We start from the raw sequence: 20,745 nt of genomic DNA, 5'->3' as shown, positions 1-20,745 counted from the left end.
TTTGCTCTCCTTATCAACACCAGTAGTCACCTACAGAGATTTCGATATCCAGAGGAACACTCAAAGTTACAACTTTTGACATTCCCTCCTTCAGAATCTCTTTGAGTCTATCAAGCTCACTTTCGGGAGCTTCATAAACCATCTCATCGTGGACCTGAAGAATGGCAAAGCTCTCCATGCTGTTTTCGTTGAGAAGCTTATAGATCTTTATCATAGCCATCTTCATTATATCTGCAGCTGTTCCTTGAATAGGAGTGTTAATGGCAATTCTCTCGCCTTCCTGAATGACGTTTCGATTCCTAGTCTTAAACTGCGGTATCTCTCGCCTTCTTCCAAACATAGTTCTGACAAAGCCCTTCTCTTTGGCCTCAGAGATGGTATTGGAAATGAAGGACCTTACCTGTGGATAGGCTTTGAAGTAATTGGAAATCATTTCCTCGGCGACATTGGAAGGGATCTTCAGCCTATTTGCAAGTCCGTAAGAAGAGATGCCGTAAATTATCGAGAAGTTCACCATTTTTCCTATTCTCCTCTGCTCTTCTGTTACATCGCTTCCCTTGACTCCATAAAGATTTGAAGCAGTGAGGCTGTGAACATCTCTCTCGTTCTTGAAGGCATCTAGCAATTGCTCATCCTGGCTAAGATGTGCGAGAATTCTGAGCTCAATCTGAGAATAGTCTGCGCTGACTATTTTCCAGCCTTTCTTCTGGGGAACAACGCACTTTCTTATTTCCTTTCCCTCTTCATCTCTTATTGGAAGATTCTGCATATTTGGATTACTGCTTGAAAGCCTTCCCGTTCCCGTTCCCGTCTGATGGTAACTTGTGTGTATTCTTCCCGTCACGCTGTTCACAAGAGCAGGAAGCGAATCGAGATACGTTCCCTTCAGCTTCTGGTACTTCCTGTAGTCAAGAAGCTTCTGAACCGCCGGGTGTTCCCCTGCGAGCTCTTCAAGAGCGTCCGCGCTTGTTGAATAAGAGCCGCTCTTGGTCTTCTTCGAAGGAGCGAGTCCCAGTCTGTCGAAAAGGACACGACCCACTTGAGAAGGAGAGTTAGGATTGAACTGCTCCCCGGTCAAAGTGAAGAGATCTTCAAGAATCTTGTCAAGAATCTTTCCGTACTTCTTTGACAGGCCGTTGAGCGAGGGAATGTCGAAGTACACTCCATTCAATTCTAGATCGGCAAGCACAGGAATCAAAGCCAACTCTATGTCTCTGAGAATCTCCTCGAGCTCCTGTTCGTATATCTTCTTTCTCAAAACACCAGAAAGCCTCAGAGAGATGTCTGCATCTTCAACAGAATAACGTGCAGCCTCTTCCAGCGGCACTTTTGAAAAATCAGTGCCCAACTGGTTCCTCTTCATAAGGTCTTCGAATTTGATCGTCTTGTATCCAAGAAACTTCAGCGCCAGTTCGTCAAGATTAAAGCGTTTTGTATCCGGAGAGAGCAGATAAGCTGCAATCATAGTATCAAACTCAGGGGCGACCGGATGAATGCCGTTTACCGACAGTACCGAATAGTCGAACTTCAGATTTTGACCGATCACTTTCGTCGCTTCGTCTTCGAGCAGCTCTTTTAGTCTCTCGAGAACCTTATCTTTGTCAGCCTGCCATTCATTTGACTTGTGAGCGATTGGTATATAGTACCCGGTCCCTTCCTCAAAAGAGACAGAAATGCCTACTATCTCGGCTGAATGAGGATCCAGCGAGGAAGTCTCGAGGTCAATCGCGAACAGAGGATTTTCGCGCATCCTGGCAAACAGCTTTTCGAGCTCCTTTTCGCTCTTCAAGAGTCTGTATCCGTCTATATCCAAAAGCGAGTCATCTGCTTCATCGATCAGACTATACTCATTGATCATCGAGGAGAACTCCAACTTGAGCAGAACTTTCCGAAGATCACTCTTTCTGTAGCCTTGGTATTTTATATCATCCAGAGTGATCTTCAAGTCTTCATCATCTAAGAGTCTGACAAGTTCCATCGACAATTCCAGCGAGTTTAGCCCGTCAATTAGCTTCTTCCTAAGTCCCGGACTCAACTGTCTTATGTTCTCGTAAATGCCGTCGATATCGCCATACTCCTTCAGAAGCTTCTGAGCAGTCTTTATTCCGATTCCCGGAATCCCGGGGATGTTGTCGGATGAATCCCCTGCAAGAGATAGAAGGGCGTGAAGCCTCTCTGGCTCGAGTTCGAACTTCGACAGCACTCTCTTCTTGTCATAAAGCTCGAGATCGGTAAGGCCTGTAACGAAACGCAAAATGCGTATCTTATCATCTACAAGCTGAAGAAGATCCTTGTCTCCCGTAATGACCAGCACTTCGTCGACGCCATTTCTATAACGTTTCGCCGCTGTTGCAACTATATCATCGGCCTCAAGCCCGGCAATCGAAAGGAACTTGATTCCGAACGCTTCGACGAGCTCGGGAATATCCCTCAACTGTGCAACAAGAGCATCAGGCATCGCTTCTCTTGTAGCTTTGTAGGCCTCGTATGCCTTGTGACGCTTCGTCTCTTCTTTTCTGTCAAAGGCGAAGATTGCGTAGTCGCCTTCCTTCATTCTCTCTTTCGTGAACTTCGAAAGCATCCTGGCCGTTCCGAAGAGAGCATTGGTCGGCTCTCCCTTCGAATTAGTGAGGGTGACATCAATTCCATAATAACCGCGGTAGAAAATCGCGGTTCCATCGAATAAGAACAGTCTTCCGGGCATTACTCTGCCTCCAGTTCGTCTAGCAGCTCAACTGCCCTGCGAAAATGTGGTATGACGATTGAGCCTCCGACTACTAGTGCGACATTGAGCGCCTCCATAATCTCTTCACGACTTGAACCGGTAGCTTTACACTGGATTATATGATACGCAATGCAGTCATCGCACCTGAGTACTGCAGAAGCGACCAATCCCATAAGCTCTTTCGTTTTCGAATCGAGAGCCCCGTCTTTGTAAACGGCTCCATCGAGCGAGAAAAAACGCTTCGTCTCAATATTACCAGTTTCTAGAATTCTGTTATTCATTTTCTCTCGGAAACGCCTGAACTCTTCGAGTCTTCCCATAGTACCTCCCTATGATTTTAGTGAGAAAAGCTCGAGAGCGTTCTCGAAAAGCTTTACGGAACAGTCTACAGCCGGAATATTCTTCTGAGCGGCTATCTCTTCGATAACATACCCCACGTAGTATGGCTCATTCCGCTTTCCTCTTAAGGGAACCGGTGGAAGATACGGACAGTCTGTCTCGCAGAGAAGCCTCTCAAGGGGAATCTCTCTCGCAACTCTTCTTAGTTCATCGTTCTTCTTATACGTCACCGGTCCACCTATTCCCAAGAACAGGCCTAGATCGACAAACTTCCTGGCAAACTCGAGATCACCGGAAAAGGCATGAATTACTCCGTTGAAGTATCCTGTTGACTTTATTATCTCGTAGGCTTCGTTGTATGCATCGCGCACGTGAATAATTACGGGCTTTCCCAGTTTCGATGCAAGCTCTAGCTGTATTTCGAAGGCGTTGATCTGCGCATCGACTGGAGACAGGTTTCTGAAGTAGTCGAGGCCCATTTCTCCTAGAGCGACGGCCTTAGGATGAGAGAGGAGTTTTTCAAGTGTAAGCACCCCCTGTTCATCGAGTTCGCTGCTGTCGTGGGGATGGACTCCGGCGGAGAAAAAAGCGTTCTTTAAACCGCACACGGTGTCGGACGCCCTTCGAGAGTCCTCGACATTGGTTCCAACCTCTATAAGAAGAGAGATGGTGTCCTCTTCTATCTGGTCGATTATCCTTCCTCTGTCATGGTCGAACTGAGAAAAGGAAATGTGAGCGTGAGTATCTACAAGCTTCAGAGAGGTGAAATCAGGCATTGGCCAGGACATGGAAGATGTCACCATCCTTGACTATCTCCTCTTTTCCAACAACCTTAACCATGCCCCTGGACTTCGCTTCCTGCATACTCCTCACTGTCATGAATTCCTCGTATGGTATCACTTCCGCCCTTATGAAGCTTCTTTCGAGATCTGTGTGTATCTTTCCAGCCGCGGCTTTTGCAGGGGTGTTCTTCTTTATGGTCCAGGCTCTTACCTCGTCTTCGCCGACGGTCAAGAAGGAAATAAGTCCCATGTGTCGATACACGACTCTCGAAAGCCTTTCTATGCCACTTTCGGAGATTCCGAGTTCCTCCATGAACATCTCCCTGTCCTCATCTGAAAGTTCCACAAGTTCTGCTTCAATCTTTCCAGAGAGTTCTATGTGCGCGAATCCACTCTTGTCTATTCTCGAGAGCAGCAAATCTCTCTCTGGATATTCACCCGAGGAGAACTGATTTTCATCGAGATTTATTGCAACGATGATAGGCTTGGCTGTGAAGAGGGCGAGCGAACCGAGCAACTTCAGGTCTTCCTCTGCAAAATCGATTTGGGAGGCAAAGCTGTTGCCTTCAAAGCCCTTTTCGATCAGGTGAAGAAGTTCTATCTCTCTTTCCTCTTCTGTTGAAAGTTTTCGTTTCTTTTTTGCTTCTTCAAGCCTTGCGAGCCGGTTTTCAACTACCTCCATATCACGAACCAGAAGCTCTGTCACTATGGTCTCCAGCTGCTTGACAGGTGTGTAGGCTTCGGTTGGCCAGGGAACTGAGGCGTCCTTGAACGCCCTTACTACCGCGAGAACCGCTTCAGAGTTCTGTATGAACTGGAGAATTCGATTCTTTTCCTTCTGGTTGGAGGAAAGGTCGTATCCAGGAATGTCCGTAAATGAAACGGTTGCATATACAGTCTTCTTCGGATTGAAGATCTTCGAAAGCTCGTCTACTCTCCTATCGTGGACTTTAGCAACAGCTGTATGGGCCTCGTTTTTGTGACTTGAATGGGGTTCAACACCGGTTAGGAGGGTGAACAGTGTACTCTTTCCACTCAATGGCAGACCAAAAATCCCTATTTCCATAACACCGCCTCCTCTTGACACATCAATACTATCAGAATGAAATCATGTTAGAAACATCGATCGACCTTAAGGAAACTCCAGGCCCAGAACGCTACGAGTTAGATCTGCGATCCTAAAAACGCGGAAAGAGTATAACTGATACTGCTTCAACCGCTTGGCAAATCGAACAGCTCCTCAAACAGCGCCCGTGATTCTCTTCAGAGCTTCTCTATCCAATATCTTGATCAGTTTGCCTTCCGGTCTGATTATATTCTCTCCGACAAAACTGGCGAATACTCTCGAAAGAGATGGACGGGCAACTCCCAGAGCATCGGCAAGCTCTTCTTTAGTGCTCTTCAGCTCAAACTCGTTACCCAGGTCTTCGCTTTGTCTCAGAAGGAAATTCGCGAGCCGTTGGTTAAGCGTGTTGAGAGACAGCATCCAGATTTTCTCAGCCAGTGTGGTGAGTCTGTCCCCCATGTCTCTCAGCAGGTTTCTCAGAAAAACCTCATACTCTCTACAGAGCCAGATTATTCCATCCCTTTCAATGTACAGAACAGCGCTCTTGTCGGTTGAGACTATGTCGACCGGTATTACGTTCTTTGTGGCGAAGAGAAAGCCAGATGCAAGAATTGAGGGTGCTTCCATCGTTTCTATGGTTATTGCTTTCCCTGAGAAATCTTGCATTTGAGCTTTGGTACTACCCTGAAGAAGTATCAACATTTCATCGCAGAGAGCATTCTGTTCTTCGATCAACTCCCCTTGAAGGAAGAAGGTTACTCTGTGTCTCACACAACCAAATATCCTCTCAAACTGTCCCACCGTGATCCCATCAAAGAGACCGCATCGACCGAGGTTGTAGATTAAAGGGTTCAAGAAACACCTCCATGAAATGTTGATTCATCTTGATTATAACCAAAGCCCTTTGCTTTTTGCGCCCTTCTCCAGTCGCCATCGACACAAAAACTTGATTTCTCGTCCCTCAAAATAGTATTATATTAAAGTACACTTTGGTATCTTCTTTTTTAGGGTTGTTACGAATGGGAGTTATAGCCATTTTGTGCCGTTAATATTCATTCGTTGTACTCTTGTAAAGACATTCCGGGAGGTCGTCTTGAAGCTTTTTGTTTTCGATGTGGGAGGAGTAATAGCCGATAATACCAGCGTAGTTCCAGCTATTAGAAACTTCTTGGGGATTTCTGAACACGATTTCGTCGAAATTGCCGAGACGGAAAACCTTACTGCCTTGCAGACCGGAAGGATAACTGTTGGGGAGTTTGTTTTTTCCCTCTCCAGAAAGCTGGGCAGACCGGTTCCGGCGAATATCTGGGAGATGTTCTTCAAGCCCACCCCAATTGAAGAGACCATAGAAATAATTAAGCAGTTGCGTAAGAGATATAGAGTGATTGCCGGAACAAACACAATTGAACCACATTACGAGGTACATAGGTCAAGAGGCGATTACAACATCTTTGACAGGGTCTACGCCTCGCACATTATTGGGTTTGCGAAACCCGATAGACGATTCTACAGTCATATTCTTCATGAAGAGGATTGCGGGCCTGAGGAGGCTTTCTTCACAGATGATACGGCAAGAAATGTGAAAGCGGCGGCAGATATGGGAATTATCGCTTTTCAATTCACAGATCCATCGAGTCTACGAGAAAGACTCAAGGAGTACCTTTGAGTTAACTTCACATCGAAAGGGGTGTTTTTATGAAAAGGCTTAGCGTTATTCTTCTTGTATTGTTGATGCTCGCTGTTCCAATTTCTGCGCTCGGGAAGATCACAATCACCTGGTGGATCAACCCGTGGAGAATTGCACCTCCAGGCTTCCCGGCCGATAAGGCTCCGACGGAAGAGGACTTCCCGAAGTGGGCTGCCGAGGAGTTCATGAGACTTCATCCAGACGTTGAGGTCAAGTACGTAGTTGTCGGAAACACGGAGTATTCACAGAAGATGGCTGCGGCCATCGCGACCGGAACTCAGCCCGACATCTTCAAAGGCCCCGTTTGGGACAACAGATGGGTAGGAGCGGGACTGCTCGAGCCGATCGATGATTACATCTCTCCCGAAGACCTTGAAGACTTCTACGATCTTGCTCTCGAGACAGGTTATGTCGACGGTAAGCACTACATCTGGCCATGGAATCTCGGGACGAATGGCATGGGAACCAGCATGCTCCTCTACACTCCCGATTTCGAGAAGGCCGGCGTCGACTGGCGAAAGATAGTAGAAGAGGGCTGGACAATGGAAGAGTTTGTCGAAATCGCCAAGAAGCTTACATGGGATTCCGACGGCGACGGCAAGATTGACCATTATGCAATCAGCTTCGGAGCGCAGGACACGCACAACCTTATGAATTTCATCTATGCACATGGAGCGAAACTGACTAATGAAGATGAGACGGAGGTTACTTTCAATACTCCTGAGGCAGTTGCAGGCCTTCAGTTCCTTCTCGATCTAGTTGAAGTACACAAGGTCGCTCCCAGTGCCGTTGAAGCGATGGGAGTATATGATGTTATAGGTAACTTCCATTCTCACAGAACGAGCATCGGATTTGGCGGTCCTTACGAGATCGGTAGAATCACACGATACGTAAAATCCGGTCAGCTCACAGAGTCATTCTATCCGGTAATTGCCCCATTCCCTCACGTTGAAGGAAAGAAGGGTGCGTCATACGCTACTGCCAGCGGCTTTGTTGTCTTCAAGCAGAACGACAAAGCAAAGAGGGACGCCGTAATGGAGTTTGCAAAATTCCTGACAAACAAGGAGAACACGGCGCTGCTGGAGAGCTTGACTTATCTTACGGCGAGAAAGTCAGTTAATGCGATACTCTTCCAGAACGACAACTATCTCAACGAACAGGCTCAGACTTTTGCAAGAATAATGGATGAGACAGGTATGGACTTCTTTGGTTCTCAGAGCTTCCCTTGGTCGGAGATATCCAAGTTCTTCACCAGTTCTATGCAGGGAGCCTTTGGTAAGACAAAGACCGCTCAGGAGGCCCTCGATAGTTTTGTGACCGAGGCGAACCGGGCACTCTCTTACTATTTTTGAGCAGATGAGTTGAAGGGAACAGCCCCCCGCCCCTGAGGGCACGGGGCTGTTCCCGTTTAATGGGGTGATCGATTTGGAGCAGATTCCAGTTAAACCAATAAGACGGAAAACTACCTTGAACGACGTGTGGAGGGGTAGATCGGGATATCTCTTCATTCTTCCGCATTTTGCCCTGTTTGCAGTATTCTTTCTTGTACCGGTTGGCTGGGGCATGTACCTCAGTATGTTCAAGTACAACGTCTTCTCACAGACATTTATCTGGTTCGACAACTATAAACGCATTCTGAGCGATTGGCTCTTTCTGAAGTCTCTTAGAAACACTTTTGTCTACACTTTTGGTGTAGTTCCGCTATGGCTTGGAAAGGCTTTGCTTGTTACAGTGCTCATCTACCCGTTCAGAAAAGGCATAAGAACTTTTTTCAAAGCGGCCTTCTATCTGCCGCATGTTACTTCTGCCGTCATCATTTCAATGATCTGGCTATGGGTTTTCAATCCGAACTTCGGACTTCTGAACTATTTTATGACCGTTCTCGGGCTGGAACCGGTAGTATGGCTTGGAAGGTCCTTGACGGCAATGCCATCGCTGATAATTATGCAGGTAATAATGGGGGGAGGTTCGACTATAGTTCTTCTTTCGGCAGCGATGGCATCGATCCCCGAATACTACTTTGAGGCTGCCACACTGGAAGGCGCAGGCTCATGGACGGTCTTCAGAAAGATCACGGTGCCATTGTTGAAGCCAACTATCCTCTATGCTCTCGTTATGGGAACGATCGCGAACTTTCAGACCTTTTCGAATATCTACATCATGACAAGCGGTGGTCCAGAGTTCTCAACAACGACAATTGCCTATTTGATTTATGAAACTGCCTTCAAGAACTATAACCTTGGGCTTGCTTCTGCAATGTCAATGGTTATGTTCGCAATCCTGGTTGTACTTGGAATAATCCAGTTCAAGTGGCTGGGATCCAATGTGGAGTATTGAGGTGATCGGTTATGAAAGCAAAGACCAAGACTAATATAAAAAAGGCGATCTCTTTGGTGATTCTCGGAGTACTCGCTTCCCTCGCCTTCATTCCTCTATACTGGATGGTGGCCACTGCCTTTACTCAGCCATCTTTGACCATGAAGTTCCCTCCGGATATCATACCAAAGAATCCTACTCTCCAGAACTTCAAGGACCTTTTCGAAAGGAAGATAATATTCAGATGGACTCTGAACAGCTTCATAGTTGCGGGTACGGTCACACTTGCTCAGATCTTTGTTTGTGCCATGGCCGGTTACGCCCTTGCAAAGAAGAAATTCCCAGGAAGCAAAGTGATCTTCTCTATATACATTGCATCGATGATGATACCTACGCAGGTAACACTTGTGCCTCTATACATCCTGATCTCGAAAATGGGTATGGTAGACACATATCAGGCGCTGATCTTGCCTGCGATTGCTGCTCCCTTCGGAGTATTTCTGATGAGACAGTTTATGGTCTCTGTTCCAACCGAGATCATCGAGGCGGCGAGAATCGATGGTGCAAGCGAATTCAGGACATTCACGAAGATAATCGTGCCTATTTCAAAGCCTGCAATGGCGGTGCTGGGGATTTTCACTTTCATGGGGCAGTGGAACAGTTTCCTCTGGCCGCTGATTGTTACTAACACTTCGGAGATGAGAACTCTTCAGGCAGGACTCTCTCTCTTGCAGGAACAGGTTCCAATGCAGTATTCGTATCTAATGGCCAGTGCTACTTACTCGGCAATTCCTATGATCATTGTCTTCCTTGCCTTCCAGAGGTACTTCCTGCAAGGAATTACAGTGGGAGCAATCAAATAGGCAGCGGGAAGGGGTGTTTTCAAAGATGAAGAAGGCTTCTGAGCGGTACATGGTCTTTCCGGAGAACGTTTCAAAAGAGATGCAGCAATCGAACTTCTGGTGCGAGAAGATGACCGATCCAGATGAAGAGTGGCTGAGTGAGGATGAGATTCATGCTTTCAACGGATCGGTTATCTCACGCGCTGAAGCTTCTGGTCGCGCTGCATTTGCCTGTAAGCTCGAAAACTTTCCTTTGAGACTTGTGTTTGATGAAGTAAGAGCAATGATCAACGGTTCAATTCCCGAGCACTTCATGCAAACTCCTCTTTTGAGCAATGAAGGAGAGATTGTCCCTTCGGGAATTCGCGGAGACATCGTTGACAATGCTACCGCTATCCTTGATCAAGATATTGCCGAGAAGTTTGGCATCGTGACTCGGAGGACTCATCTGAGAGCGCTGCCCACAGATTTCATTTCCTGCGACGAGTATATCGACAATGACCGCCTCCAGTTGACTTCTGTAAGCCTTGGGACACCATTTGTGGTTCTAGCGCGCAGCAGGGACACTTCGTGGCTTTTCGTTCAAACCCCAGGTTACAGAGGCTGGCTGAAGGCAAATGATTCTGCCGCTACGGAAAGCAGGCTCTCTGTACAGAACTTCTACCGGTCGAGTAACTTCCTCCTTGCAACTGGCAGCAGAGTAGAGATCGAGCCTGACCCCTTTGAACTAAATTCTTCGGGTTTGTTTCTGCAAATGGGAGACAAACTCCCTCTTGAGGATCCCGAAGAAAGCGAGAATCTCCATGCGCAAGGACCATTTGGTTGTTTCACAGTCAAGATTCCTGCAAGAGAGAGATTGGGCTCGCTGAGTTTTCGAAAAGGCCTTGTGAGAATGAGCGAAGATGTAAGAATCGGGAACTTGAAGCTCACCGGCAGGGAGATATTAAATCAAGCCTTCAAGATGCTCGGCGAGCGTTACGGCTGGGGAGGCCTCTACAACAGGAGGGACTGTTCGAGATTCGTTCAGGATATCTTCGCCTCTTTTGGCCTCGTACTTCCCAGAGATGCTTGGGCTCAGGAAATGCTGGGATCCAAGAACAAAATTCTCTTCGAGGGAAATTCAGAAGAAAGGAAGGTTCAGTTGCGGTCCCTAAGACCCGGAAATCCACTGTATATGCCGGGCCATACGCTGATCTATCTCGGCCAGGACAACGGGAGATTCTTCGCTATTCATGATGGAGCTGGCTACAAAGATTCAAATAGAAAGAAGATTTCAGTGCATGGAGTTTTCGTCGTGGATCTGTCCCTCCGTACAATGAACAGCGATAAGAGCTATCTGGAACTGCTTACTTCTGCACTTCAAATAGATAAGGGCTAGGGCTCTAGTAGATCAGTTTCAGGAGCATCTCAAATTTTTTCATCTGTTTTTTGCTAATCAGTGGCAAACTCATAGGAAAGATGTTTTCAATGTCGTGAACAACCACTGCGAGAGATCTAGCTGTGTAATATGGTTCTTCGGTGACTTCTCTAAACCCTTCTTGCGGTTGCATCCAGTATTCCCATGGATCGGGAAGTCTCACAAATGGACTGGACGTTTCAACTTCAAAAACATACCCTATCTGGGGAAGAAGATACCAGTCAATTACACCCTCAACTTGCATGCGAGCAAAAATATGCCTCGATTTAATAACTGCCCTGGATGTCTTGAGTTGTTCAGCTATCTCGGTGATCTTGGCAGGATCGAGATACTTTTCTTCCTCTTCCCTAATGAGACCGCTCCCAGATTTCACGGTCTCAAGTAGAGAAATCTCAGATTCATCAACTCCGAGTCTTATTCTCCGCCTATCGGGATGGTCTAGATACCACTGAATAATCAACTGGTGTCTTTCTGCCTCTTCGATAATTTCTACTGGCAAATCTTTTCCAAAGAGGAACTTTCTCTCGATTTCAAGCACTGCCTTCACACTCCAGATACAGTGTATAAGATTATTCATCGGTCATCAAGTTGCGTCTTCAACGTTACTATGTTACTATGAACCGAATCGCGAAATAATGGAGGTTTATGATGGAAGAAAGAGAAGAACTTGAAATGCATGACTGCGACGAATGTACAGATCCTGACTGTGATCATGATCATGGAGAGGATGCTGAGTTTGACAGATTTACGGTCACAGATGAAGAAGGAGTAGAACATCATTTCGACGTAATTGCCGAGCTTGAGAGCGATGGAAAGCTTTACTGGGTCGTCGAGGAGTTCTATGAAGAAGGACAGGATGTCTCACTGGCCGGAGAAGAAGATGGGTACATTGTTTTTAGAGTTGAATACGATGACGATGAGAATCCCTACCTATATTCCGTTGAAGATGAGGAGTTCGAAGAGGTGAACAAATCCTGGGCTGAACTCGTGAAAGAGATATCGGCCGAGGACGACGAAGAAGAATAGGGGACCGGAGGTCCCCTATTTGTTATAATCCTCTATGGAGGTGTTGACATGATTCTTGCTCTCGGCGTCTTTCTTCCAGAAGTGAGACCTGTGATGGACAGTATGCTTGTCCTCGAATCGGGCGAGATTCTTGGAAGGCACTACTGCAGAGGAGTAATAGGCAATAACGAAGTCGTGGCCTGTGGAGGGTTTGTGGGCAAAGTCGAGGCCTCAATGATTACACAAAAGATGATAGATCGATTCAGCCCAAGACTTGCGGTCCTTACTTCGGGTGCGGCTGGGATAGATGAGTCCGTGGAAATTGGTGACGTTGTAGTCGGCACTGAATTCGAGGAGTACGACACAGTCTTTCCTCTCAGCGAAGGTAAGATGGTTATGAAGGCATCGGACAGTCTTCTTATGAGGTTCCTCAGAGTATATTTCAAGGCAGGAAAGTTTGGAAAGATTCTATCCGGCGATGCAGTAGTTGCAAACTCATCTATAAGAGATGAAGTGCACTCCTCATATGGAGGACTTGCACTTGACATGGATTCGGCACCATTCGCAAAAGTCGCTTACGAGAACGGTTGCGGATTTATCGTCCTGAAGACTATTCTCGACAGAGCTGACGAACAGTCCAATAGAGACTTCGACAGGAACTTCGCGAATCTTTCGGGAAGGTCCGCGGATCTACTTGTAGAGATAATGAAGAATCACTATATTGATAGGGAGTGAGATCATTGGACTGCATCTTCTGCAAAATCGCCAACGGAGAAATCAAGAGCAGTTACATTGCAGAGAACGAAACTTTCGTGGCATTTGACGACATCAATCCTTCGGCTCCGGCCCATATTCTAATCGTTCCAAGAAGGCATATCGCGAAACTCGAAGAGCTGGCAGAATGTGATGGAGTAGCCGTCAAGAGTCTGTTCTCACTGGTGAATGAGATCGTCGAGTCAAAAGGAATAAAAAGCAGCGGATACAGGCTCATAGTCAATCAAGGCAGCGATTCCGGTCAGGAAGTCGAGCATCTCCACTTCCATATACTCGGAGGAAGAAAGCTGGGCAGACTTGGATGAGAGAAGACTTTCGGCACTATTATACGGACCAGACAGAAGCTCCGGAAAGAGTTAAAACCGCCACGTTCAGGCTGAAGAACGGTCATTCGTATTCCTTTAAGAGTCCGGATGGCGTCTTTGCCTTCGGAAAAGCCGATAGGGCCTCTCTTATACTGATCGAAAACTGTGTTTTGGACGGCCAAGAGAATCTTCTGGATTTGGGCTGTGGCTACGGGCCAATAGGAATAACCCTCAAACTTGAAAACCCCGACCTAAAGCTTTTCATGAGTGACACTAATACCAGGGCGGTGACTTTTTCGAAGATCAATGCGAGGGACTTCAATCTGCTAGCTGACATCCGCAAAGGCGACCTCTACGATCCATGGGAGGGTTTTCGATTCGATTCGATTCTCTCTAATCCACCCATGGCTGCGGGTAAAGCGGTTTGGGAAAAGCTGATTTGTGAAGCGCCGAAATTCTTAACTGAAAATGGAAGACTTCAGATAGTCGCCTATCATAATAAAGGCGGGTCGAGACTTGAAGGGATAATGAAAACGACTTTCGGAAATGTTATTACTACGACGAAATCAGGCGGTATAAGAGTCTATGTCTCGAGAAAGCTGTGATATTCTTCTGTCTCTTGAAGCTGTAACCGTGCATGCCGATGGAAGAAAGATCCTGGAAAGCTTTTCTCTCGATGTTTCAAAGGCAGAAAGCGTAGCGCTTCTTGGACGAAATGGTTCGGGGAAGACAACTCTTCTTAGAACGATTGCCGGCCTGAAAAGATTCAGTTCTGGGAAGATTACTCTAGATGGCGGAATCGGAATGGTCTTTCAGAATCCCGAGTCTGCACTTTTTGGCGCGACCGTGGAAGAGAATCTTGCCTTTCCGCTTCAATCTCTGCAACTGGACAGGAACAGAATTTTCGAAAGAATCCAGCAATGTGCCAGGAAATTCGGTTTAACGGAGATTTTGGATCGAGACATCCTTACGCTTTCGGGTGGGCAGCGTCAGCTCGTATCCATTGCTGCCGCCTTGATTTCGGAACCATCTATTCTGCTGCTTGATGAACCTCTTTCTATGATGGATAGGCAAGATAGAGAGAGTATACTGCAAACGGTTTCAGAAATTGTCGGTTCAGAGACTTCTGTACTATTCGCAACTAATAGGTTCTCTGAAGTCGTGGGCTTTGATCGCTTCGTGATAATCGGAAACAGGAGAAAGCTCTTCGACGGGGGTATTGAAGAACTCAAGAGGACTCCTTCGCTATTCTATGAAGCCGGGATGTCGGTTCCTTTTGAGATAGTCCAGTCATGCTGAAGGTTCGTAAAGCATCATTCGCCTATAGGGGACCGGGCAAGGACTCGAGGATTCCGGCTCTTGAGAAGATTTCGTTTGATTTGAAGCGGGGAGACTTCGTGATACTTACTGGAAGGACCGGTGCCGGTAAGACTACACTTCTCCAGCTTCTCTGCGGTCTCATCGAACCCGATGAAGGAGCAATTGATTGCGAATCCCGCGACCTCTCTTCGATCTCCTCGATGATCTTCCAGTATCCCGAGGATTGTTTTTTCAACGCCACGGTGAAAGAGGAGATAGAGTTCGGTATCAGGAGATCGGGAAGAAATGCTTCCAGAGGTCTGGAAGAAATAGTCGAATCGATAGGCTTTGATCTTGCCGAGTTCGGAACGAGGAGACCTCTATCTCTTTCCGGCGGCGAACAGAGACTTGTCGCAATCGCCTCGATAATCGCGCTCGATAGAGAGATCATCTTGTTGGATGAACCGACATCCGGCCTAGATGAAAAGGCGGTCGCAACCGTACGGAAGATTTTGAACGTAGAAAAGAGTGAAAACAAGACGGTCGTAGTGGCGACCCACTGGCCGGCAGAGTTTATGGACTTAGCGACACATGTTATGAATCTCAAAGATGGAAGAATTGACTTTTTTGTTACTGTTGCTGACTATGTTGACCTTAATCTTCATCGGGAGCGACTTGAAGAGAAGGAGCGGTATCTGCTAAACTACTACAAACTTTTCCGCCGCTTCCCTCAAAGCGAAGAAGAGTTGATTCTATTTATTAGGAGAGATAAGAGATGTTGAATATTTCTGTCATTGTCAATACCGTCGCTGTAATCATTGGATCATTGCTAGGACTCTTCGGTGGAAAACTTCTGAAGGAGCGCTATAGAAAGGTCTTCTTTCAAGTAATAGGACTCCTGACAATGGGTCTGGGAATTAGCATGTTTCTCGATACCAACAGCGTCCTCGTCGTGCTCGGTAGTCTTATTGTCGGAGGGGCTATAGGAGAATTCTTTGATATTGAGGAGAAGATAGGGAGACTTGTGGGCAAGAGAAGCGAAGATGCAAACTTCGTCAAGGGATTCATAACTGCTTCGGTTCTCTTCGTTGCAGGCCCGGTGACGGTTATCGGATCGCTACGTGCAGGTCTTTCGGGAGAGAATGAGCTCATTTACATCAAATCCCTTATGGACGGAATATCATCTGTAATGCTTGCCGCGACTCTCGGGAAGGGTGTGCTCCTCTCTGCAGCAGCAGTATACCTTGTACAGGGAGGGCTAGTATCTCTTGCAGGTGTTCTTTCCTTTCTACAGACCCCTCAATACATGGGAGATTTCTCCGGTGTTGGGGGACTAATGCTTCTCGGGCTGGGAATCAGACTGCTTGAAATAAAAGAAATCAAGGTCGGAAACTTTCTTCCGGCCCTGATTCTGTCACCGATATTTACTTGGATCTCTATGCTCTTTACCTGAAGGCTTCCATCTCAGCAGAAATATCAATCTGCCTTCTCTCATTTGCCAGAACGATCTTCTTTTTGAGAACAGGATGGAGTTCGTGATACGTCTCCTTTTCGTTCAAGTACAAAACTCCCATAGGAATCTTCTCGCCCCATTCTAGGGCCTTCTTTAAGGCGTTTGGCTTATCGGTCGGATCGTAGTTGCCGTTCTCTTCACTCACGTCGTAAAGCCTTTCCTTGTAAAACTTGAGCGTATTCACTTTGTTGAAAGTCACACAGGGCTGCATTATATCGACCACGGAAAAACCTTTGTGATTGAACGCAGCAGAAACGACCTTGAAGAAGTGTTCCTTGTCACCAGTGAAAGTTCTGCCTACGAAGGCGGCGTCCATCGTTATCGCCAGTGCGAGAGGATTCAACGGCTCGTTTATAACACCCTGCAGCTGAGAACTTGTCTTCTGGCCTTTACCGGTAGTCGGAGATCCCTGTCCCTTTGTGAGGCCATAAATCTGGTTGTCATGAATCAGAACAGTAACGTCGAAATTCCTTCGAATTCCATGAATGAAATGATTTCCACCCTCACCGTACATGTCTCCGTCTCCAGACTCGGCAATAACTGTGAGTTCCGGATTCACTGCCTTTATTGCAAAGGCAACTGGAAGGCTTCTTCCATGCAGTCCGTTGAAGAAACTGATATCCAAATAGTGAGGCATCTTGGCGGCTTGCCCTATTCCGGTTACCATCACAAAATGAGACTTATCTACCCCCATCTCCTCGAGAGTGCTCGCAAGATTCATTCTGAGGGGGAAGTTCCCGCATCCGGGACACCATGCCGGGTCAACTTCTCTCAAAAAACTCATATAATCCCCTCCTCTTTGAGCGTCTTCTCTATCCAGTTTGCGCTGATCGGACGGCCGTCGTATCTACCTATGTGCTCAATAGGAAGACCGGTCTTCGACCTCAGTAAACTGGCAAACTGCCCCGTGAAGTTCCCTTCGACGGTAACAAGTCTCTTCCCTTCCAGTTCTTCCTTAATCTCGGGATCGATTGGAAAGACTTCGGTGTAGTGGACGTAACCAATATCCTTTCTGCCAACAGTAAACTCGTCGATAGCTCCCCAGCTGTCGCCCCAACTTATTAGAATCAAGGGGGCATCGAGATTGAACTTGGCGGGAGCGGCAAGTTCACCGAGCAGAGCATCAATCTTTCTCATTCTCTTCTCGACCATCTTCTTCCTTATATTGAGGTCCTCGGTTATGAACCCATATTCATCATGTTCATCGGAGTCTACCCTAACCAAAGCCTTACCTCCGGGGACTGCTCTTGGAGAGATGCCGTCATCGGTAATCTCAAATCTTCGGTATCCTTCGTCTCCTTCAACAATGAACCTCTCGAGCAACTCGTCTTTGTGTATAGGTGCTTCTACGGTTGCCGAGGAGTCTACGAGCGATTCGGTTAGTAGAATGATCGCAGGAATCTGATATTTGTCGGCAATGAAGAACGCCTTTTCAGTTAACTCGAAGGCGTCTTTGGGGGTTCTTGGTGCGACAACGTACTTCGGAAATTCTCCATGTCCGGCGTTTACGACAAAGAGGAGGTCTTCTTGAGCCGTTCTCGTCGGCAGACCAGTTGCCGGAGCTGGACGCTGAGCATCGACTATAACCAGAGGAGTCTCAGTCATCGCGGCAAGTGAGACACCTTCTTGCATGAGCGCAAAACCGCCTCCTGAAGTCGTGACAAGAGAACGAGCCCCCGCGAATGCGCCACCGATAACCATATTCACTGCAGCAATCTCATCTTCGGCCTGTTCAACAACAATTCCGTGCTTCTCAGCGTTTGCGGCAAGGAATGTCATGACTCCCGTACCTGGTGTCATGGGATATGCAGCGAGGAATCTGCAGCCGGCAGCTATCGCTCCCAAACCTGTACCTTCAGTTCCGTTCATCAGAAAGTAGTCGTGCTCCTGGACGTCAAAATCGGGTACCTCTATCGACAGAGGAAGATCGTAACCTTTCTTCAACGCTTCGAGATTTGGTTTGATTACCTCTTCCTTTCCGGAGAAGACCTCTTCGATGAGTCGAGAAGGGATCTCCTTTTTTACTTTGAATAGGCTGAGGATAGCACCCAGTGCAACAACATTCTGAGCTCTTGGTTCCCCGGCCTCTTTGGCGATCGATTTGAAGGGAAAGTCTTTCACATTAAGCCTGAAATCGACATCCTCCTGTGTTACACGATCTGAGTCGGAATCGAACACAAGAGTTGTCCCATCGTGGAAGTACTCTAGCTGTGAAAGCGTAGTATTCTTGCTAAGAGAAACTATTAGATCGAACTCCTGTCGCATCGAGTGAAGAGGAGACTCCGAGATCCGAATTCTGTAGACGTACTCTCCGCCCCTTATTCTTGAGTGGTAACTCTTGTCTGTGAAGATGCAGTAGCCATTTCTGAAGAGACTTAGTGCAAGCATATCGCCAATTGTATTCAACCCCTGCCCGGCTTCGCCGGAAAGGGCTATCACATAATCTTTCACAATAACACCCCCGTTGAGGTAAAGAAAAGCGGGAGTGATTCTCCCGCCTCATCTCAGTCGACTGGTTCGAAGTCGTCTTTGCTAGCTCCGCAAAGCGGACAAACCCAATCCTCTGGAACATCCTCAAAAGTGGTCCCGGGATCTACGCCGTTATCGGGGTCTCCAATTTCGGGATCGTAAATATAACCGCAGATAGTGCATCTGTACTTCATCGTGCCAACCTCCTTAATCAGAAATCAACTCTCTTACTGCTCTCCCAGAGACCATGTATATTGCAGTAAGAGGTGGCGATTAGAGAACCTGACTTCTCAAGTTTCACATTAAAAACTGCCTTAGACTGTGTTGTTACAGGAGTGAACTCGATGTGACCCAGATGAATCAGAAACTGGCCATCATCATAGATTGCGTACAGATCGAACCATTTGATATGATGCTCGATAGTGTTTGGGTGAGAAATCTCTTTGCCCACCGTGATCTCTACATTGAATGCTTCACCCGGCTTAATAGCTTCAGGAATGTCAATAACCGGCACGTGTTTTTCGCTTTTCCAGTCGGCGCTTTTAACATACTCACCAATTTGCATTTTATCCCCTCCTCGCATGATAACCTATATAAGGAATCGACAGCAATCATTGCAGAACTGCTCTATACAACAACTACAGAAATCACAGCAATTATACCATATCACTAAGAACGGAAGTCTATTTTGAATGCTTACAAATTCCGTCGGAACAAGGAACCGAAGTATGAAAGTCTATCAGTGCATATTCGCTGAATATATATTGTCTCCTCTGATAGAATAGGTTTAATGTGAGGTGGAGGGGTGTGTTTGACTAGACACGAGGTTGTCAGAGAATACATCGGGGAAGCTTCCGTAGAAGCAGTCCTCTTGACAAGAAACTCGAATATTCAGTGGTTCTTCAAAGGCGAGGTCGATCCGAGAATAGACACTTCGGCTGACTTCGGAGCTTTCTGGCTTCTAGTCACGGAATCGATGGTAGTTGCACTTAGTCCAAGCTACGATGCTGAAAGAATCAAGGACGAGATTCTTCCGGCGGGGATTGAGATACTTGCTATCGATGAATATAAAAACTGCAGGGAGACAATAAGCAAAATATGTGAAAAGTTCAGAAAGACCGCAGTTGATTGTGAATGTTTTCACTCCTGCTCAAACTATGTGCCTTTGGAAAAGTCCTTCTATGAGAAAATGCAAATTCTCGACGATCGAGAGATATTGCGTCTGAGAGTAGTTGGAAAGCTTACTGAGAATATCTTGTGCGAGTTTGCACCTGAACTGCAACCCGGTATGACGGAGCTGGAAATCGAAAAAGTATTGAGGGCTATCTTTATCGAGTCAGGACTTGAAGCTCCAACTTTGTGCGTAGCTTCCGATGAGAGAATCACAAAGTCTCCTTATCCGGTTTCAACAGCAAAAAAGATAGACCGTTATTTGATGCTCAGGGCGACAATAAGGAAGCAAGGACTTTCCGTTTCTCTCAGCAGATACTTCCATTTTGGAGCGTTGCCTCAAGCAATTGAGGAGAAGCACGAGAGAGCCTCCGGCGTTGCCGCCAAGGCTGCTGTTGCGATAATGAGGGCAAAGAGCATGGGCGAAGTATACGAAGAGATTAGAAACGCATATATTGCTCTTAATGCGGTAGATGAGATAACACACTTCAGCCCTGGGGGAAGTATCGGTTACATTCAGAAAAGATTTTCATTTGCTCCGAACTCATTGATTGAGATAAGATCTCCTGCCAGCTATGTACTTTGTCCAAGGATAGGCGGTCTGTTCAGTGAAGACACCGTACTTCTTAATCCTGACGGTACTGCGGAGTTTGTAACACTCGGAGAAGACTTCCCGAAGGTTAAAGTCAGGTTCGAAAGCTTCCGGGTTCACAGACCATGGATAATGATCATATAACTAACTCATCGTAGGGGGCAACGTATCCCAAATTCCTTCTGTGTAAGATCGCTCGCCAAAGAGCCGTTTTGCGATTGAAGAACCGCTTTTCGCTTTGAAGAGCCGTCCTACGATAAGATCAACCGAGAAAGAGCATTGTCGAGATGTTCTCTGCGCCAGAAACTCCGCTGTACGCTTAAGAACGAAGACCCGCTGAGCGCTGTTTAGAACCGACTTTGTTGAAATCAAACCCGAGAGCCTTTTTCTTAAAGAAAGAGCACTGTCGAGGCGTTCGCTCACTCACGAGAAGACGAGAGAAAA

At 46.8% G+C, this 20,745-nt stretch carries 23 protein-coding genes; 13 read left to right on the top strand and 10 right to left on the bottom strand.

What is annotated here, in order from left to right; genetic code table 11:
* Positions 1-13: 13 nt before the first annotated feature.
* The 5 genes from polA to B3N33_RS12630 all read right to left on the bottom strand — a co-directional run bounded on the left by polA (position 14) and on the right by B3N33_RS12630 (position 5,767).
* A complete protein-coding gene (gene polA, locus B3N33_RS12650; protein WP_292589654.1) occupies positions 14-2,704 on the bottom strand; it encodes a DNA polymerase I in 2,691 nt (896 codons plus the stop codon).
* Positions 2,704-3,045, bottom strand: a complete 342-nt coding sequence (locus tag B3N33_RS12645; protein WP_099830747.1) for a carboxymuconolactone decarboxylase family protein — start codon at positions 3,043-3,045, stop codon at positions 2,704-2,706. The genes polA and B3N33_RS12645 overlap by 1 nt, the downstream gene beginning before the upstream one ends.
* A 9-nt stretch (positions 3,046-3,054) precedes the next feature.
* Positions 3,055-3,867 (bottom strand): TatD family hydrolase, encoded by an 813-nt coding sequence (locus B3N33_RS12640; RefSeq protein WP_292589658.1) that lies wholly within the window; start codon positions 3,865-3,867, stop codon positions 3,055-3,057.
* Positions 3,833-4,912 carry a DUF933 domain-containing protein gene (locus B3N33_RS12635; RefSeq protein ID WP_292593528.1) on the bottom strand — a complete coding sequence of 360 codons (1,080 nt, stop codon included), beginning with the start codon at positions 4,910-4,912 and terminating at the stop codon, positions 3,833-3,835. Before B3N33_RS12635 ends, B3N33_RS12640 begins: the two co-directional genes overlap by 35 nt.
* 174 nt (positions 4,913-5,086) lie before the next feature.
* Positions 5,087-5,767, bottom strand: coding sequence for a Crp/Fnr family transcriptional regulator (locus B3N33_RS12630; RefSeq protein WP_292589659.1), 681 nt, complete (start codon positions 5,765-5,767; stop codon positions 5,087-5,089).
* A 238-nt stretch (positions 5,768-6,005) separates the two neighbouring features.
* On the opposite strand from B3N33_RS12630, the gene B3N33_RS12625 reads away from it, so the two are divergent.
* The 5 genes from B3N33_RS12625 (at position 6,006) to B3N33_RS12605 (ending at position 11,135) form a co-directional block, all read left to right on the top strand.
* Positions 6,006-6,578 (top strand): HAD family hydrolase, encoded by a 573-nt coding sequence (locus tag B3N33_RS12625; protein WP_214060191.1) that lies wholly within the window; start codon positions 6,006-6,008, stop codon positions 6,576-6,578.
* Between the two features lie 29 nt (positions 6,579-6,607).
* On the top strand, positions 6,608-7,951 hold the full coding sequence (locus B3N33_RS12620) for an ABC transporter substrate-binding protein (protein WP_214060190.1): 1,344 nt from the start codon (positions 6,608-6,610) through the stop codon (positions 7,949-7,951).
* A 73-nt stretch (positions 7,952-8,024) separates the two neighbouring features.
* Positions 8,025-8,936, top strand: coding sequence for a carbohydrate ABC transporter permease (locus B3N33_RS12615; protein WP_214060189.1), 912 nt, complete (start codon positions 8,025-8,027; stop codon positions 8,934-8,936).
* 11 nt (positions 8,937-8,947) lie between these two features.
* Positions 8,948-9,778, top strand: coding sequence for a carbohydrate ABC transporter permease (locus B3N33_RS12610; RefSeq protein WP_099830753.1), 831 nt, complete (start codon positions 8,948-8,950; stop codon positions 9,776-9,778).
* Between the two features lie 25 nt (positions 9,779-9,803).
* Entirely contained in the window at positions 9,804-11,135 is a 1,332-nt protein-coding gene (locus B3N33_RS12605) for an SH3 domain-containing protein (protein WP_292589666.1), read from the top strand.
* A gap of 4 nt (positions 11,136-11,139) precedes the next feature.
* Here the strand turns inward: B3N33_RS12605 and B3N33_RS12600 are convergent, their stop codons facing one another.
* Positions 11,140-11,712 carry a hypothetical protein gene (locus tag B3N33_RS12600; protein WP_214060187.1) on the bottom strand — a complete coding sequence of 191 codons (573 nt, stop codon included), beginning with the start codon at positions 11,710-11,712 and terminating at the stop codon, positions 11,140-11,142.
* Between the two features lie 110 nt (positions 11,713-11,822).
* Here B3N33_RS12600 and B3N33_RS12595 point away from each other — a divergent pair, with 110 nt between their 5' ends.
* Genes B3N33_RS12595 through B3N33_RS12565 form a run of 7 tightly spaced genes read left to right on the top strand, consistent with a single transcriptional unit; the run spans position 11,823 to position 16,010 of the window.
* Positions 11,823-12,200, top strand: coding sequence for a DUF1292 domain-containing protein (locus B3N33_RS12595; RefSeq protein ID WP_103134196.1), 378 nt, complete (start codon positions 11,823-11,825; stop codon positions 12,198-12,200).
* Positions 12,201-12,248: 48 nt separating this feature from the next.
* Entirely contained in the window at positions 12,249-12,914 is a 666-nt protein-coding gene (locus B3N33_RS12590) for a 5'-methylthioadenosine/S-adenosylhomocysteine nucleosidase (protein WP_214060186.1), read from the top strand.
* Entirely contained in the window at positions 12,911-13,258 is a 348-nt protein-coding gene (locus tag B3N33_RS12585) for a histidine triad nucleotide-binding protein (RefSeq protein ID WP_243392428.1), read from the top strand. Before B3N33_RS12590 ends, B3N33_RS12585 begins: the two co-directional genes overlap by 4 nt.
* Positions 13,255-13,863 carry a class I SAM-dependent methyltransferase gene (locus tag B3N33_RS12580; RefSeq protein WP_214060185.1) on the top strand — a complete coding sequence of 203 codons (609 nt, stop codon included), beginning with the start codon at positions 13,255-13,257 and terminating at the stop codon, positions 13,861-13,863. Before B3N33_RS12585 ends, B3N33_RS12580 begins: the two co-directional genes overlap by 4 nt.
* Entirely contained in the window at positions 13,844-14,557 is a 714-nt protein-coding gene (locus B3N33_RS12575; RefSeq protein WP_292593527.1) for an energy-coupling factor ABC transporter ATP-binding protein, read from the top strand. The genes B3N33_RS12580 and B3N33_RS12575 overlap by 20 nt, the downstream gene beginning before the upstream one ends.
* Positions 14,551-15,339, top strand: a complete 789-nt coding sequence (locus B3N33_RS12570) for an energy-coupling factor ABC transporter ATP-binding protein (protein ID WP_214060183.1) — start codon at positions 14,551-14,553, stop codon at positions 15,337-15,339. Before B3N33_RS12575 ends, B3N33_RS12570 begins: the two co-directional genes overlap by 7 nt.
* Positions 15,333-16,010, top strand: coding sequence for a DUF554 domain-containing protein (locus B3N33_RS12565; protein ID WP_214060182.1), 678 nt, complete (start codon positions 15,333-15,335; stop codon positions 16,008-16,010). Before B3N33_RS12570 ends, B3N33_RS12565 begins: the two co-directional genes overlap by 7 nt.
* Here the strand turns inward: B3N33_RS12565 and B3N33_RS12560 are convergent.
* Genes B3N33_RS12560 through B3N33_RS12545 form a run of 4 tightly spaced genes read right to left on the bottom strand, consistent with a single transcriptional unit; the run spans position 16,003 to position 19,104 of the window.
* Positions 16,003-16,854 carry a thiamine pyrophosphate-dependent enzyme gene (locus B3N33_RS12560; RefSeq protein WP_214060181.1) on the bottom strand — a complete coding sequence of 284 codons (852 nt, stop codon included), beginning with the start codon at positions 16,852-16,854 and terminating at the stop codon, positions 16,003-16,005. The genes B3N33_RS12565 and B3N33_RS12560 overlap by 8 nt on opposite strands.
* The gene (locus B3N33_RS12555; RefSeq protein WP_214060180.1) at positions 16,851-18,521 is read right to left on the bottom strand and encodes a 2-oxoacid:acceptor oxidoreductase subunit alpha; all 1,671 of its coding nucleotides are present in this window, start codon (positions 18,519-18,521) and stop codon (positions 16,851-16,853) included. The genes B3N33_RS12560 and B3N33_RS12555 overlap by 4 nt, the downstream gene beginning before the upstream one ends.
* Before the next feature lie 53 nt (positions 18,522-18,574).
* Positions 18,575-18,733 carry a rubredoxin gene (gene rd, locus B3N33_RS12550; protein ID WP_099830765.1) on the bottom strand — a complete coding sequence of 53 codons (159 nt, stop codon included), beginning with the start codon at positions 18,731-18,733 and terminating at the stop codon, positions 18,575-18,577.
* A gap of 17 nt (positions 18,734-18,750) precedes the next feature.
* Positions 18,751-19,104 carry a class II SORL domain-containing protein gene (locus tag B3N33_RS12545; protein ID WP_214060179.1) on the bottom strand — a complete coding sequence of 118 codons (354 nt, stop codon included), beginning with the start codon at positions 19,102-19,104 and terminating at the stop codon, positions 18,751-18,753.
* A gap of 246 nt (positions 19,105-19,350) precedes the next feature.
* On the opposite strand from B3N33_RS12545, the gene B3N33_RS12540 reads away from it, so the two are divergent.
* Positions 19,351-20,445, top strand: a complete 1,095-nt coding sequence (locus tag B3N33_RS12540; RefSeq protein WP_292593526.1) for a M24 family metallopeptidase — start codon at positions 19,351-19,353, stop codon at positions 20,443-20,445.
* The last annotated feature ends 300 nt before the right edge of the window (positions 20,446-20,745 follow it).

The organism is Mesotoga sp. UBA5825 (genome assembly GCF_002432955.1).
Lineage (GTDB): Bacteria > Thermotogota > Thermotogae > Petrotogales > Kosmotogaceae > Mesotoga.
Note: the sequence above shows the minus strand (reverse complement) of the source record. Positions and strands in the feature narration are given on the sequence as shown.